9 protein-coding genes and 1 pseudogene are annotated in these 15464 nt (G+C 61.6%); 6 read left to right on the top strand and 4 right to left on the bottom strand.

The window, feature by feature from the left end:
- The first annotated feature begins 12 nt into the window (after positions 1 to 12).
- From ASS64_RS10140 to ASS64_RS16410, 6 genes and pseudogenes are all read left to right on the top strand, one after another.
- Positions 13 to 933, top strand: coding sequence for a LysR family transcriptional regulator (locus ASS64_RS10140; RefSeq protein WP_067693724.1), 921 nt, complete (start codon positions 13 to 15; stop codon positions 931 to 933).
- 144 nt (positions 934 to 1077) lie between these two features.
- Positions 1078 to 1797: an isochorismatase family cysteine hydrolase gene (locus tag ASS64_RS10135; protein WP_083508298.1), complete on the top strand. Its 720-nt coding sequence runs from the start codon at positions 1078 to 1080 to the stop codon at positions 1795 to 1797.
- Positions 1798 to 1806: 9 nt separating this feature from the next.
- On the top strand, positions 1807 to 2247 hold the full coding sequence (locus ASS64_RS10130) for a MarR family winged helix-turn-helix transcriptional regulator (protein WP_067693720.1): 441 nt from the start codon (positions 1807 to 1809) through the stop codon (positions 2245 to 2247).
- 73 nt (positions 2248 to 2320) lie between these two features.
- Entirely contained in the window at positions 2321 to 3220 is a 900-nt protein-coding gene (locus ASS64_RS10125; RefSeq protein ID WP_067693718.1) for an alpha/beta fold hydrolase, read from the top strand.
- Positions 3221 to 3425: 205 nt separating this feature from the next.
- Positions 3426 to 4001: a PilZ domain-containing protein gene (locus ASS64_RS10120; RefSeq protein WP_067693715.1), complete on the top strand. Its 576-nt coding sequence runs from the start codon at positions 3426 to 3428 to the stop codon at positions 3999 to 4001.
- A 101-nt stretch (positions 4002 to 4102) separates the two neighbouring features.
- Positions 4103 to 5980: pseudogene (locus ASS64_RS16410) on the top strand (EAL domain-containing protein); the annotation flags it as partial.
- Between the two features lie 55 nt (positions 5981 to 6035).
- Here ASS64_RS16410 and ASS64_RS16955 read toward each other — a convergent pair.
- The 4 genes from ASS64_RS16955 to ASS64_RS10085 all read right to left on the bottom strand — a co-directional run bounded on the left by ASS64_RS16955 (position 6036) and on the right by ASS64_RS10085 (position 15402).
- On the bottom strand, positions 6036 to 8738 hold the full coding sequence (locus ASS64_RS16955; protein WP_157075159.1) for a PAS domain-containing sensor histidine kinase: 2703 nt from the start codon (positions 8736 to 8738) through the stop codon (positions 6036 to 6038).
- 258 nt (positions 8739 to 8996) lie between these two features.
- Positions 8997 to 12818, bottom strand: a complete 3822-nt coding sequence (locus tag ASS64_RS10095) for a GMC oxidoreductase (RefSeq protein ID WP_067693701.1) — start codon at positions 12816 to 12818, stop codon at positions 8997 to 8999.
- On the bottom strand, positions 12815 to 14251 hold the full coding sequence (locus ASS64_RS10090) for a metallophosphoesterase (protein ID WP_067693698.1): 1437 nt from the start codon (positions 14249 to 14251) through the stop codon (positions 12815 to 12817). Before ASS64_RS10090 ends, ASS64_RS10095 begins: the two co-directional genes overlap by 4 nt.
- Positions 14248 to 15402: a serine hydrolase gene (locus ASS64_RS10085; RefSeq protein WP_234002377.1), complete on the bottom strand. Its 1155-nt coding sequence runs from the start codon at positions 15400 to 15402 to the stop codon at positions 14248 to 14250. Before ASS64_RS10085 ends, ASS64_RS10090 begins: the two co-directional genes overlap by 4 nt.
- Between the last annotated feature and the right edge of the window lie 62 nt (positions 15403 to 15464).

The raw sequence follows: 15464 nt of genomic DNA, 5'->3' as shown, positions 1-15464 counted from the left end.
TAAGAGGCATCAATGCCCTCCTCGCTTTCCACCCAAGCCCTGACGGAGTTTTGTGCCGTTGCGGCGAACCTGAGCTTCGCGCGCGCCGCGGAGGCGCTGCAATTGCACCCCTCGGTCCTCAGTCGACGGATAAAGGCGCTCGAGGCCTCGCTTGGCACTCCCCTGTTTCACAGGCACACCAGATCGGTGACGCTCACCGAGGCGGGCGCCGCGCTCTTGCCGCATGCGCAGGATCTGCTGTCGCGCCTGGCCGACGCGGAGGCCATGGTCGCGCGATTTTCGGCCGAGCCCACGGGCGTCTTGCGCCTGGCCCTGCCGACTTCGTTCGGTCAGATCGCGATCGGACCGTTGCTGGCCGATTTCAGGCGCGCGCATCCGGGTATCGAATTGGAATTGAGCGTATCGGACGATTACATCGACCTGGTCGAAGACCGGTTCGATGCCGCGATCCGCATCGGTGTGTTCGCGAGCGGGGCTGGCCTGAAAGCGCGTCGCCTGGCCGAGATCCCAAGGTACTTGTGTGCGGCTCCCGAATATCTGGCCCGCGCCCCTGAAGTGAATGTCCCGTCGGACTTGGCAAAGCACGACCTCCTGCATTTCAGTCCCCTGGCGGCGGGTCCGGTCTGGAAATTGTCGGAATCGTCCCGCGAGGTCGAGATTCCCGTCCGCCCCAAGCTCGCCGCCGACAACGCCGTGATGCTGCGCCAAGCCGCGCTGGATGGTGCCGGGATCGCGCTGCTCGCCGGGTTTCTGGTCGACGAGGATTTGAGGAGCGAACGGCTGGTCGAGGTCTTGCCGGCGTTTAGACCCCAGCCTGCGCACGTTTGGATCGTCTTCCCCGACCGGCCGATCCTTGCGCGCAAGACGCGGGCGTTCATCGATTTTCTGGTAGAGCGATGGAAGGCCGGACCGCCTGGTGCGAATGTCGATTGATGGCGATCCTTCTAGCGTCGCATTGACACCACGGACCGCCTTCCCCCCTGATTTAGCGATCCTTTCCCTATGGTCTCAAAGCGCGGTTGACAGGAACCCACCCCTGAATTTATCGTTAGGTAGCTAACATAAAGGGAGCAACCGATGACCCTTCTTCGTTCCGTTCGCTCGTTCCTGTTTATCATCTCTCTTGGAGGTTTCGCCGTGTCCGCAGTTGCCGAAGCGCCCGCAAATCCGCCATCGCTAGACAAGGAGCGGACAGCGCTCGTCTTCATCGAATTCCAGAACGAGTGGGTCGCACCCGACGGTACGCTGAGGGAATTGCTGGTCAGGGACGAAGCGCAGTTTCAATCGGCAATCGAAAATGGCGCGCGCGTGCTCCAGGCCGCACGCGAGGCGCGCTGGACGGTTGCTCACGCCCCCCTCGATCTGCGCGGTGATCGCGCCTACCGGATCTTCGGCCCGGTCGAAGATGCCCTCGGCCTGCGTCGGGCGATCCAGAATGCCGGCACCTGGACCGGCGACGGTTCGAATTTCCCGGTCGCCTTCACGCCCCGAACCGACGAATTCGTGACCGTCGGCCGCAGCGGGGCGAGCGTGCTCACCAATTCCACGCTCGATGCCTTTCTGCGCAATAACGACATCAACACGGTCGTTTTCCTTGGCTTCGCGACGCATGTCTGCGTCGAATCCTCGCTGCGCCAAGCGCATGATCTCGGCTACAACGCCTATGTCGTGACCGATGGGGTGGGCGCCTTCGAGGACCACCAGAACGCCTATTTCGAGGAGCATGTGCTGCACCATTTCGGCGCGGGCATCAGCAGCGATACCCTCATCGCCATGATGGCGGGGACTCAAGGGTGAGCGCTGGCGATGTTCCTTCTGAAAGAATTGCCCAGCGATGCGATCATGTCGGCCTATGCCAGCCGCTATCCCGAAATGGACAAGCCGGCCACGCGGCGCGCGCTTGAAACGCTGCAACACGCCAGCTTTCTGCTGCGCGATCTGGAACAGCTCTTCTCGCGGCACGGCCTGTCGCAGACCCGGTTTCTCATCCTCATCGTGCTGGAGCGCGAAGGTGGACGATTGACCGGCCCCGAAATCCGCGAAAGGATCGACATATCGCGCCCGGTATTGACGACGACGCTGAAGGGCCTGAAACGCGAAGGGTACATCGGGATCGGCGCAGTGGAAGATGATGCGCGCGCGCTCGAGGCGGTTCTGCTCGATGCTGGCAGGGCCAAACTCGCCGAATTGTTGCCCGAATACTTCTCGATCACCAGCCGCGCAGGACGGGAAATGCAGACCGGCTGATGGCCATTCGCCTCATCGGCAAGGCCTCGAGAAGATACGCCCCAATCCAGAGAAGCGAGAGGACGAGGGACCCATGAAACCCAGCACCAAGACTGCGCAAAATGGCAACATCGAACTGTGGAGCGAAGCATTCGGCGAGATCGGCGATCATGCCGTTCTGCTGGTGGCCGGGGCCAATGCGCCCGGATCCATGTGGCCGGACGCACTAGTCTCGCGCCTTGTCCAAGGCGGCTTTGGGGTCATTCGCTACGATCATCGTGACACCGGGCGCTCGACCACTCGCGACTTCGATGAGGCGCCTTATGCCATTGCGGACCTTGCCGACGACGCGCTTACCGTCCTCGATGCGCATGGCATCGACCGGGCGCATGTGGTCGGGCTGTCGTTGGGCGGCACGATCGGCCAGCTTCTCGCGATCGAAGCGCCCGAGCGGCTGCGCTCGCTCACGCTGATGCTGACGGCAGCACTCGATGTCGATTTCGCCGACGCTTACATGCGGGCCATGAACGGGGAGACGTCGCCAGGCCCGCTACCCGGGCCGGCACCGGACGTCGTCCGGCAGCTGGCTGCCATGTTCACGCCGGGCGAGACCGAGGCGGAAGAGGTCGCCCGGCGGGTCGAGGTCTGGCGCACCCTGAACGGGGAGATCGCAGGCTTCGATGCCGATGATTTCGCTCGCCGCGAACGCGCAGCCATCCGCCATGCGGATACGGTGGCCCCCGCGACTGCCCACGCACGCGCAGAGCCGGTTCCGCTTCACCGCGGTGCCGAATTGTCGCAGGTCGACGTTCCGACGCTCGTGATCCAGGGCGGGCAGGACCCGCTCAATCCGCCACCGCATGGGCAGCACATAGCCGACCTGATCCCGACAGCGCGTCACGTGGAGATCGGCGAACTCGGACATGCGCTGCCGAAGCAGCTTCTGCCGAAGATCGCGGATCTGCTGGTCACGCATTTTCGAGCGAGCAATTGAGGGGTGTCCGGTCCGAGCCGACCGGCGGGTTGCCTTGCTAGGCTTACCCGGCCTGCGCGATGCGGCCGCCCCTTTGTCGTCTGGTCATGGTTAATGTTTCCCTTCTCTACCGATAGAGTTAATCCACCGACCAATTTGGGTTTTGCTTAATCCCCCCACAGTAATCAGGCTGACCATTGTGCTGGGCAGTAAGGGGAGTTCACACATGCAGGACCAATCGCAATTGCAATGCTATCCGCAGCATGATCGGCGGCGGATCGAGCGTAGTATCCGAACTTTCAGGCCCGCCTGCATCGAGATCGCGGGGAAGGCCTACGCTGCGACGATGAAGGACTGCTCGGATTACGGGTGCGGCTTCGATGGCGAAATTCCGATTACGAAAGGCGAGACCGTTCGATATCGCTGGGGCAGCCGTCCGTTTGTCACGGCAAACGTCGTCTGGGTCGATGGGACGCGCTTTGGTCTGGAGAATGAATTGCCCTGCGAGATCGCCCCGTCCGACGCTTTCCCGTATCGTTCGGTTCGCATTCCGTTCGAAGAAACCGCAGCCGTATACTTCGGCGGGCGGTGTATCGTCGGAAGCGCCAGAAACATTGCGCAAAAGGGGTTCTGCATCACCACGCCCGAACCCGTCCCCACGGGCTGCCTCTCGACACTCGAAATTGGCGGAGCGGTTTTCGAAAACGCAACCGTTCGCTGGACGGACGGCGATCAGGCGGGCTTCGCCCTCGACAAGCCGATGTCCATTCCCACTCTCGCATCGCTGACGAATAGTACCTGAAGTTCGCCGGCGGCCTCGACTGGAACACGCCGCAAATAACTACGATCTAGGTAAGCGACGACACCGGTCCCTGCAAAAGGTGTCCCAATTCCCATGAGGTTATGCACGCTCAGGCGGCCAAGCGGCGATTGCGTTATAGCTGCAAGAGTGATAGCGGCGCGGTCACCCTTGCGGAAGGTGATGTGCGTCAATTATTCATTCTAGACGACAATCCTCAGGCGGTTGCGCTGTTCGAGCGGTTCGCAGTGAGGGCTGGATTTCAAGCTCACGGCTTCGCCGAGCCCCGCGCCTTCTTTTCCGAACTGAAGGACATGGCGTCGTCTCCCGACGTTCTGCTCGATCTGCACATGCCCGACATCGGGGGTATCGACATCGTCGAGGAATTGCAGAGCCTGCGGTTCGACGGTCGCGTTTTTCTCACCAGCGGCGCCGATGCGCCGGTCCTCGAAGCGGCGGGGAAGTTGCTCGGCAACAGCGGGGCCAGGATTGGCGGCCTCCTCCCGAAGCCCTTCAGCTACGCCGATTTCGAACGCCTGCTCAAGGCAGATGCATTTACCAAGGACGGCGATCCGATTTCGGAACCGTCCGAAGCATTGACCTGTTCGCGCGAAGAATTCGCCCAGATCGAAGCGACACTGGAACCTTACTTTCAGCCGAAAGTCTGGTCGCAATCGCGGGATTTGGCCGGGTTCGAGGTGCTCGCACGATTCCGCAATGCGGCAGGAGACATCCTGCCAACCGAACACTGCATCGCCAGGCTGCAAAGTCTCGGAAGAATCAACGAATTCACGGCGACCGTGATTGAGCTGGGCTTCGCCTGGGCATCGATGGAACTGCCTGGCAATCAGATCATCTCGATCAATATCGAACCGGAGTTCTTCCAGCAGGCGGGCATGATCGAAAAGATCGAGCAACTTCGCCAGGCGCACGGCCTGGAGGCGTCCCAGGTCGTTTTCGAAGTTACCGAACGGTCGGGCCTGCCCGAAGATGAGGCCGTTTTGAAGTCCTTCACCAAACTGCGTGTCGCAGGATATGGTATCGCTATCGACGACTTCGGAATCGGTTTCTCTTCACTCAAACAGCTGTCCGATTACCCGTTCTCGGAAATCAAGATCGACGGGAGCTTCGTCGCGCGAATGGAGCACGAGGCGCGGGCGGCCGAAATCGTGCGCGCCGTCGTCAAGTTGGCTAAACGGACGGACATCGTGTGCACCGCGGAACGGGTGGAAACGGAAACCGTCGCCCAGATTTTGCAGGAGGCAGGATGCGACCAATTGCAGGGGTACTGGACCGGACGCCCCATGCCTGCCGACGAAGCGGCCGCATTGATTGCCTCTTCCTTACAGGACGGCGACACTCAGGTGGAGGAAAGATCGTCCTCAGAACCGGAACTCCCCTCCGAGGAGCCACAATCCAAGCCTCGCGTGGCGATCGTCGATGACGAATCGGGAGTAAGGCAGACTCTGGTTCGGGGTCTGGAACGCCATGGGTTTACCTGCCGCCCATTTCGCAGCGGTGCGGATTTCCTCGAAAGTCTGGAGTTCGAGCTGCCGGATTGCGTCATCCTCGATATGCGCATGCCCGAGATGGATGGCCTGAGCGTTCTCGACAGGATTCCTCCCGCGGCGCAAGCAATTCCCGTCGTGATTTTGACGTCTCACGGCGAAATCAGCCTTGCGGTCGACGCCATGAATGCCGGGGCCGTCGATTTCGTCGAGAAACCGGTCTCGATCAAGCGGTTCGCTCGGAAGATCGGCGAACATATCGCTCGATCCGCCGAGCTTCGCCGCAGGATCGACGAAGTCGAACATATCAGATCGCAGATTGCCTCGTTGACTTCGCGAGAGAGGGATATCGCGGCCCAGATCGCCGATGGTCATAGCAATAAGGAGATTGCGCGCATTCTGGACATCAGCCCGCGCACCGTTGAGACACATAGAGCGAGTATCTTCAAGAAGCTCGGCGTGCGGAACGCGGTCGAGTTTGCGTTGCTATTCGAGAAAGCCAGCCGGCGCAGTAGCTGTGCTCAAGTGCTCAGCGGGCCTCTGGCTTGCTCATTACTCGGGAAACCGCCCGGGCAAGCGCCTCGCGCGTATAAGGCTTGGGCAACAGAGTATCCTTCAGTCGATCGAAGCCTTCCCGAAGCGTGCCCATGCTGGCATTCCCCGAAGTCAGCAGCACCTTGAGCCCCGGTAGCCGCCGACGTGCCGTTTCCGCCAGTTGCAGCCCGTTCATTCCGCCGGGCATGACAATATCGGTGACGAGCAAGTCCACGTCGTGGTGATCTTCCAGCAATTCAAGAGCCTCGATGGCGTTGGATGCGCTGAGAACGGTTAGCCCCTCGCTCTCGAAGATTCGCTCCACGTAATGGCGGACCTGTTCTTCATCTTCGACGATCAGGATTTTCCCCTCTGGTAGCGGGAATGAGGTGTCGTCCTGGTCGCTTTCCGCATCGAACCGGACCTTGGATATCCGCGGCAGAAAGATACTCGCCGAGGTCCCTTCGCCGGGTGAGCTTTCGATGAACGCATGCCCCCCCGATTGTTTGGCGAATCCATAGACCATGCTCAGTCCGAGACCCGTTCCCTCGCCCCTTTCCTTGGTGGTGAAGAAGGGTTCGAAAACGCGTGAGGCGATTTCGGGTGTCATGCCCGGCCCCGTATCGCTCATCGTGATCCGGACGTATTCGCCCGGTGCCAAAACGGCATGGAGCGGGCCCGCGTCGACGCTACGGGAGGACACTTCAACGGTCAGCCTTCCACCATCGGGCATTGCATCGCGCGCATTTACAGCCAAATTGACGAGGGCATTATCGAGCTGATGGGGGTCGGCTTCGACATAGAGATTGTCTTCGGTCAGATCGATCTTGAGGCTGATGTCCTCCGGCAGGCCGTATCGAATCAACTTGGCGACCTGATCCATCTGATCGGCGATGTCCACATGCTGCGGTGCCAGGGGCTGTTGACGGGCGAAGGCCAGGAGATGGCTGGTTAGTTCGGCCCCGCTGCGAGCGGCCGATTGAATGAGATCGAGAAGCTCACGGGTCTCTGGATCTTCGACATTATCCATCAGGATCTCGGTATTGCCCATGATTATCATGAGCATATTGTTGAAATCGTGCGCGACCCCTCCCGTCAGCTTGCCCAGCGACTCAAGCGATTGTTTCTCGCGGAGGAACTCGTCCAGGCGGCGGCTTTCGGTGATGTCGCGAACGGCTCCGACCACTTTCGTTGGCTTGCCGCCTTCCTCGCGGATGATGGCAGCGGTGTCCGCAACCTGCAGGGCCGATTTATCCGCCCTTTCGATCCGGTATTCCTCTCTCCAGCGGCCCGCGCCATTCTCGATCGCTTGGCGAAAGCTCGCCACCACACGCTCGCGATCTTCGGGAAGAATGAGATCGTACCACGCGCCCCCCGAACACGGCGCCAGCGCCGGATCGAGCCCGAGCCGTTCCACCCCGTCCCTTGCCCTCCAGACGACATCTGTTTCTGGATCGAGTTCCCACAGCAGGTCGCTGGACAACTCGGCCACGATGCGCATGCGCTCTTCGGACTCGGCCAGCCTTTCCTCTTGCCGTCGCAGTTCGGTCAGGTCTCGTTTCAATCCGATAATCCGGACTGCTTGCCCATCGTCGTCATAATGTACCATCAATTCGGAGCGCACGACGCCCAAGGATCCGTCCGGCTTCACGAAACGAAATTCCCGGTCCAATCTAGACCGTTGCTGCTCCAACGCGAGAGACAAAGCTAGCTGATAGTCGTTCCTATCCTCCTCGAACACGTAGTGCGGCGGATCCGACGGATTTCTTTCCTTTGGAGGCTCGAACCCGAAAATGGTTTTGAAGTTACGGTTGGCCCAATATTCCCCGGTAAGGAGATCCCAGTCGAAAACGATGCTCTTGGTCACCTGCGCTGCGAGTTCGAAGCGTTGGCGCTCGCGCTCGGATTCGTACTCATGCGTGATATCGCTAAAGCTCAGCACAACGGCCGATAGCTCGCCAGATTCTTCATGTGTCGGAAACACGCTGCACTTGAGCCAGATCTTTTGACCTGAAGCCTTATGGACGATGCTTGCGATCAGATCGCGCATCTCCTGACCCGTCGCTGCCACCATGCTGGCGAGGCAATCGTCAACGCCGAGACGTGACCCGTCCTCTGCGAAGAGGTTCAGATCCTCGAACCTCAGCCCGTCGATGTCGCCGGAGGACGGAAGGTCGAGCAATCTGCGACCTTCCGGATTGACGCTTTCGATCGTGCCGTCCGCCCGGTGGACCACCATTCCCGCCGGAATCTTCTCGAAAATCAGTCGCAAGTGTTGTTCTAGTTTTTCTATGCGCTGTCGGTGCATCTGGCGTTCGGTAACGTCGCGCATTATTCCCACGAAGCCGGTCAACTCGCGATCGGCATCGAACTGCGGGGTAATCGACAAGTCGTTCCAGAAGGCTTCGCCATTCTTTCGGTAATTGAGTATCTGGCCATCGAACTGTTGGCCGTTCTCAATGGCTTGCTTGATGCGCTTCTTGGCCTCGGGGCAGGTGTCCTCTCCCTGAAGGAAGCGGCAATTCCTTCCGACTATCTCGGAGTTCGAATATCCTGTGATTTCACGGAAATATCTGTTGGCGTATGTGATCGTCTCCGTCGTATCAGCAAATATCACTCCATGCCCGATGGAATCGATGACGTGCTGATCTAAGTGGGCTTCCATAATTCCCCCAAGAAACCGACAACTCTGACACAATAAGTATGCAAAACACTACTTACTGCAATAAGGATCTGGTGATCTAATGGTGGAGCACACACATCGAGCCGCTCCCTGTCACCCTGAGTTTGCATGAGAGCGGTTCTTTCCCGCTTTACCGGCAAAGGTCGGCATGAAGCTCTGGGACAATTCGCTTCATACCCATTTAAGCCGCTTGCTGACGTCCGAATGACTTGGCCTGTCGCGCAATGGAGTGTCGGGAAATTCGCATCGCGCTCGTCCATAGCCACCGCCCTGCTAAATCCTTCCATGGCGAATGACTGACGACTCATTGCCGGAGCCAGATAGCGCCGCGCCGTCGAGCCATGCCAGTTGTTTCAGAATCAGTGGAGATATGTCGCGATGGGCATTGCGACCGATGAACAGGTCCATGTGTCCGTAGCCCGGGATGATGTGCTGCCGGTAAAGATCGCGGCCGTTCCGGTCCTGCAGCCAAACGCGGGTGCGCTGACCGCTTTCAGGGTAGAATATCTTATTGGTCGCCCCCGACAGGAAGCTGATCGGCAATGCTAGACGTTTCGCGGCTTCGTCCGATGTGTAGATCGGCCGACCGCCAGTGTCGACGGCAAGCCCGCGGCGCATGATCTCCTGCAATTGCTCGAACGGTTTGAGAGGCACGCGGCTGAACATGCTGCCGAGTGCGACATGCGTTTCGTGGCCGAGCTGGGCGTGGTCCCAGCTTGGTCCGAACACGCCGAACACGCGGCGGCAGGTCGGGTTCTTGCAGGCCTGCCCTTCGGGGACGGGAATCTGATACGCGATCGCATCGATCTCGTAGTCCGCCTCGGTCCCCTGGCTGGCGAAATCGAGGTGGCCGTCGAGCAGCGATACTTGCCCGAGCACACCTGCGACGCCAAGATCGGCCTTCATGTAGTTGAGCCAGTCGGTCACCGGATGCAGCGTCAGTTGCGAGGATACCATCGAGCGCACGCTCGACACCCAGCCCGCACCGATACCCATCAGAAGGCTCATCGACCCGACGCAATGCGCGATCGCCTGCACGCTCTCGGCACCCGAAACGGCGCGGATCTTGGCGATGGCCGCGGGCCAGTCGTGCCGCGCGATATCGTCGATGGTGAAGGCCGGCGGATTCTGGGTGTCGTTGCCCGAATCCGCGCTCGCGCGATAGTCGAACAGCCACACATCGTAACCTTGCGCGACCAGGCTTTCGGCGAGGTTTTCCTCCACTGTCGGGGTAGCGAAGCTCGACGCGCGAACCGAAAAACCGGGCGCGAGAACCAGCGGCCCGCGCGGTCCCCCGCGATAGCGGGTGAGACCGATCTTCGCGCCATCCGCGGTCGGGACGATATGCCGCTCCGCAGGCGGCAGACGCATCTCGCGCGGGACGAGGTCATCGGCATCCTTGGCCGGGAAATCGTTGAGCGTCGCCAGCATTCCGCCATAGGCACGGAACACCGTCATTGCGAAGAATCCGGCATATTTGGCGACGAAATAGGTCTCGATCGCTTTCCTCGCCTGCGGAATCAGGTTCACGATGTGGCCGATCAACGTATTGCTGTCGTGGACTTCGATAGTCGTCAGCTGACGCATGAATTCGTCGATGCCGAGCTTGAGCACGCCGCGACCGATCAGCGTCCCGTTCTCGTCCTCGCCGTGGCGCAGGGTGACGAAAAGCGTGGTGAGGTCGGTCCAGGGATCGGATTTGCCGCGCTGCTCGAGCGTCTTGAACCCATGGAAGTGGATCGGCCCGTCGGACCCGTCGAGCACCATGTCGTAAAGCATCTTCCAGCTTTCGGCGGCATCCGGATCGGCCACCAGCAGGCGGAAGGTGCCCTCGCGCACCGGCAGCGGATCGGGTGATACGGCGCTCAGGGTCACCTCGCCGGTGATGCGCGAACGATGCTGCTTGTCCTCGATCATGCGATGAAGGTTGTCGGTCGTCACCGTCAGCAGGAAACTGCAGGCACTATCCTCGACGCGCCCCCAGGCCTCGCCATTGGCATAGTCGTCGCGAATACGCTCGGCATGGTCGCACGGGCGGTGATGGCAACCGGTCGCACTGATATGTCCGGCCATGGTTTCGGTGAAGGACAGCCCCGGGCTCATCGCTTCGGGATGATCGCGGATCAGCTTGCGTATGGCCGCCTTGGCCTTGTCGATCGCTCCGTTCTCGAAATGGTCCGCAACCTCCTCTATCCCGTTCGCGACGGGTGCGAGGGCATGGCCCGCAACCCATTTGGCGACACCCAGCTTGAGCGCATCGCCCCGCTGCGCGAGGACCTGCGCAGGCTCGGCATCGGGTTTTTCCTCGGCGACCGGTTCCGGCAGCGGACCTTCCGCGCCCAGAGTATAGTCGATGCTCCAGCCCTGCCTTGCGGCCAGCTTTTCGATCGCGCGCTCAGCGACAGCGGTGATGGTCAGCAGGGGATTGACGCCCACCGCACCCGGCAGCGCCGCACCGTCGCAGACATAGAGCCCCTCGTGCACATCGCTGCCGGCAGCCCCCGCGAACACGCGGCAACTGTCGTCGACCACACCGCTCACGGCATCGTTGCCCATGCCGCAGCCGCCGATCGGGTGCACGGTGATGAGCTTCTTGCCGAAGGGATCACCCCACAGCGGGTCGGAGAAATACTGCGCATCGATCGTCTGGGCCGCCTCGCGCATACGATCGTCGTCGCGGCGGAAGGTGCGCTGTTCGCCCGCACTCTTCCAGTGAATCGCGATCCGGTCATCGTCGAGCGCCAGCCGTCCCCCGGAATCGTCGACGCTCATCACGAGGTAGGTCTGCGTCCGCGCCATCGGTCCCTTGTAAGCCCATTCGGCAATGCTCCCGGGGTCGGTCTGCACGGCTTCGCCGATCGCCTTGGCATCCATCAGGCGCGGCTTGACCTGATCCATGCCGAAGCGCGTGAAGCCATCGGCGAGCGCCTCGCCGAAGAAAAAGGCCGGCGCGAGGGCGCTGGCGATGATGCCGGGGGCGACGCCTTCCTCGATCACCAGTCCCTCGGTCGGATCGTCGCTCGAACGCATGTCGATCACGCCGGTGATGCAGGGGCCGGGATAGGCCTCCTGCGCGACATCGGACGCGCCGACCCCAATGGCGTAGAGCGGTTTGGCGGTGAGCTCGTCGCCCTGCTTTTCCGCCTTCAGATAGCTGTCATAGGCAAAGCCCAGCGCATCGCCATTACCCGAGAAATTCGCGCCCAACCGGTCGGACAGATCGAGCCCCTTCTCGCGCGAGCGCAGCAGGATTTCGGTCGACCCGATCGCGCCCGCACCCAGGATGACATGGTCTGCCGTGATGCTGGCAGGCCCCTTGGCAGCGTGCTTGCCATTGGGTTCGAGATGGACACGCCATTTGTCGCCAGCGCGTTCGACCCACAGCACTTTAGCCTGGGTGAAAATGTCCGCTCCGTGGTTCGCCGCGTCGGGCAGATAATTCATCAGCGTGGTGTTCTTGGCGCCCACGTTGCACCCTGAAACGCAGTCGCCGCAATTGGTACAGGCGGGCTGCGGAACGCCGAACCGGTTGGTCTTGTCTTCGAAGGTGACGTTGATCGGCGTCTTGTAGAAGCGTTGCCCCATCGCCTTGGCCGAATGTTCCAGCGCCTCGAGCTTGCCCAGCTTGGGATGGCCGTCGGGATAGGGATTGGGTGCGAGCATTTCGCGCGCGCGCTCGTAATAGGCGTCGATTTCCGGCGGGTTGCCCCGGAAGGCGGCAGGCCAGTGCGCCTGATCGAGTAGACGCTTGTCGAGTTCCAGCGAGACATTGGCATTGATCAGCGATGTGCCGCCGAGCCCGCAGCCGACGAGCGCATATTGACCATCGTTGACATGCACTTCGAACAGCGCGTCGGGTTCGCCTATGCGGCCGCCCTCGGCGTTGATCTGCATTGCTCCTTGAGCCTCGGAGATCTTGTTTGGATACTCGCCCGGCAACAGCTCCTTACCGCGCTCGAGAACCGCGACATCCTGCCCGGCGCGCGCCAGCCGCGAAGCGGCGACGCCCGCGCCATAGCCCGACCCGATGACGAGCACGGTGTAGTGGGATTTGGCCTTGTCGAGTCCCTTCGCAATGCGCTTTTGCATGGTCATTCCGCCGCCTCCCGATGGCCTTCGTTGGATCGGTCGAGCATGCGGCGCACGCGTTTATCCGCTTCCTCGACGATGCGCGCATGAACCGTGCGCGAGAAATCGCCCCAGTGGCTGGCCGCATTGTCGACCGCCGCGCCGGCTTCCTCGGCCAGGCGCGAGACGCGCCCGCTGCCCTCGACCCGCACGGGCGCCATCGTGCCGTCGGTCGGATCGTTGAAAAGCCGCAGGGATGCGACTTCCAGATCGTCGGATACGAGCATCGCGGCGCAGCCCTGCACCGGCATCAGCGTGGGCTCGTCGAGCACCCACCCGCCGGTATTGAAAACGCCGACGGGCAATTCGAACCCATCGACGGTCAGCTCATCCTGAAACGGCTTGTGCGTATGGCCGAACACGAAATTCAGTTCGCGCGGCAGTTCTCCCAGTTCGTCGTGCAATTGCGACGCCACAGGGGTGGAGAGATACCAGCCGATGTCTTCGACCTCCTCCTCGCCGAGCACATGGCCGTAGCCATCGCGCTGCCGTTCCGCGGCCCGGCCTGCGGACAGATCGACCCCGGCGCGGATCAGATTGTCGAGCGTGATGCCGTATTTGAGCTGCATCTTCGGATTGATGCCCAGCTTCGAATTAAGCCCTCCGGTGGCTCGCCGGGCGATGCTCTCGGCGAAATCGTGACTCGCTCCGGCGCTCAGCATCGTCGCGTAAAGCGACCCGGCCTCGTCGCCCATGTCTCCTGCGCTGCCCAGATCGGACCAGAGAAAGTCGATCCACGGCCCGTTTTCCGCCTCGAGCTGTTCCATGGTCGCGGGACGCGCCTCGCTATCCTCGAGAAAGCCGCGCAGCGTCGACAGCGCGCGATACATGCCGTCGAGATAGTGCCCGTGATGCATGATCACCGCGCGGCCCGTGGCGGCGTCGGCGAGACCCCAGTTGGGATAGGCGATCCGGACAGTCGCGCCTGCCATATGAGGCCGATGCGCGAGAAGTGATTCCATCAAGCGGCAGCCGATGGTCGGTTGTCCCATGATCGGCGTGATCTGTTCGATATCGCGCGGAATGCGGCCCGATTGCAGAGCCATCACGAACTGATGATCCTGCGCCATGCGCCACAAATGGTGATCGTGATTGCCCGCGATGTAGACGATGTCGCGACGGAACAGCTCACGCCCGTCTTCGGGAAAAAAGGCGTCGACCAGCTGGAGGAAGCTCTGCGAGACGTCGCCGAAGGGCGAAAGGCCAAGGTCGAGCGCATCGCCGAGCAGGACCAGCTGCGGCTTCTCGCCATCGCCAAGGGTTTCGCGCAGGCCATTGGCAAAGGCAGACAGTACTTCCGAAGGACCTTCGGCAATCTCGCCGCTGGCGTTCACATGCGTCAGCAGGCTGTCGCGCGCGCCGAGGTGCAGGTCCGAGAGGACGATCTGGGCAATACTCATGCGATTGTCTCCAGGCAGGCGTAGAAGGCGTCGCGCACGATCTTTTCGCGCGGATCGTCCCATTTCCCGGTGCCGAGTTGGTTGGTGATCCAAGCGTAGGCGACGCCGTCTTCAGGGTCGGCGAACGCGAGCGAGCCGCCCACCGCGAAGCTGCCGAAAGCGCTGCGGGTGCGGGCGTATTCCCACTCGGCGAAAGGCTTTTCGAAACCGTGCGAATAATACATGTCGGCGGTCAGGACCTGGTCTTTCAGGCCCTTCGAAGGATAGGCATGGCCCTGCCGCAGGGCGTCCATCACCTGCGGCAAAATCCCGAGCTTTTCGCCACCCTCGGCAAAGGCCTGGTACAGGGTCGCCAAGCCCCGCGCGGAAGCCATCCCGCCTGCCGCACCCTGACCCACACGCCAGAAGTCCTCGCAGTCGAGCGCGCCCGGCCCTTCGAGGATCAGCGGGTTGTTGAGCGTGCGGAAGGCCAACGTCCCCGGCAGGCACATCTTGATCGTCAGCGGCCAGGGCATGGTGGTGTGGTGAATGAAGAGATCCGCCATGCCGAACCCTTTGATCCGGGCGATCCGGCTGCGATCGAAATCCTCCGGCAGACCCAGATAGACATCCGCTCCCAGCGGCCGAGCGATCTCTTCGGCGAAGAATTGCGGCAGGCGGCGGCCGCGCGGGTCGCGCCGGTGGATCAGCTCGCTCGCGATCCAGCCCAGCGTATAGGCATGATTGCCGCTATGCGTGCCGGGCGCCCAATTGGGCTTCTGCGCGGCGATTGCGGCGCAGATGGCCTCTTCGTCGCCGATGTTGCCGCGTGTGAGCTTGAAGTCGATCGCGGCAAGGCCCGCCTGTTCGGACAACGACTCGCCGACGGTCACCGCATTTTTCCCGTGCGTGCCGAATTCGGGCCAGATGTCGACCACCCGCTCTTCGTAGCCGAACAGGCCGCGCGACACGGCGACGGCGCAGGCCATTCCCGTAAGCCCCTTGGTGAGCGAATAGACAAGCGCGATATCGTCGCCCTGCCATTCTTGCGTCCGGCTCTTCGAGCGCCAGCCACCCTGCAGGTCCACCACGCAGTCACCGCGATAGATGATGGAGCAGGCTGCCCCGAGTGCGGCCTGAGCCTCGATGGCGGCGGCAAAAGCATGGGCCACGGGCTCGAAACCGGGCGCTACATAGCCTCGCGTCCAATCGGAAGTACTGGCCAGGTTCGAAG

Source organism: Erythrobacter sp. AP23, assembly GCF_001542855.1.
In the GTDB taxonomy this organism is placed as follows: domain Bacteria; phylum Pseudomonadota; class Alphaproteobacteria; order Sphingomonadales; family Sphingomonadaceae; genus Qipengyuania.
The sequence above is the reverse complement of the archived record's forward strand: the minus strand, read 5'-3'. Positions and strand labels throughout refer to the sequence as shown.

Excerpts from the sequence above, each read along its gene's own strand:
- ASS64_RS10130 (WP_067693720.1), top strand. The coding sequence starts at position 1,807 with ATGTTCCTTCTGAAAGAATTGCCCAGCGATGCGATCATGTCGGCCTAT.
- ASS64_RS10135 (WP_083508298.1), top strand. The coding sequence starts at position 1,078 with ATGACCCTTCTTCGTTCCGTTCGCTCGTTCCTGTTTATCATCTCTCTT.
- ASS64_RS10095 (WP_067693701.1), bottom strand. The coding sequence starts at position 12,818 with ATGACCATGCAAAAGCGCATTGCGAAGGGACTCGACAAGGCCAAATCC.
- ASS64_RS10120 (WP_067693715.1), top strand. The coding sequence starts at position 3,426 with ATGCAGGACCAATCGCAATTGCAATGCTATCCGCAGCATGATCGGCGG.
- ASS64_RS10125 (WP_067693718.1), top strand. The coding sequence starts at position 2,321 with ATGAAACCCAGCACCAAGACTGCGCAAAATGGCAACATCGAACTGTGG.
- ASS64_RS10140 (WP_067693724.1), top strand. The coding sequence starts at position 13 with ATGCCCTCCTCGCTTTCCACCCAAGCCCTGACGGAGTTTTGTGCCGTT.
- ASS64_RS10090 (WP_067693698.1), bottom strand. The coding sequence starts at position 14,251 with ATGAGTATTGCCCAGATCGTCCTCTCGGACCTGCACCTCGGCGCGCGC.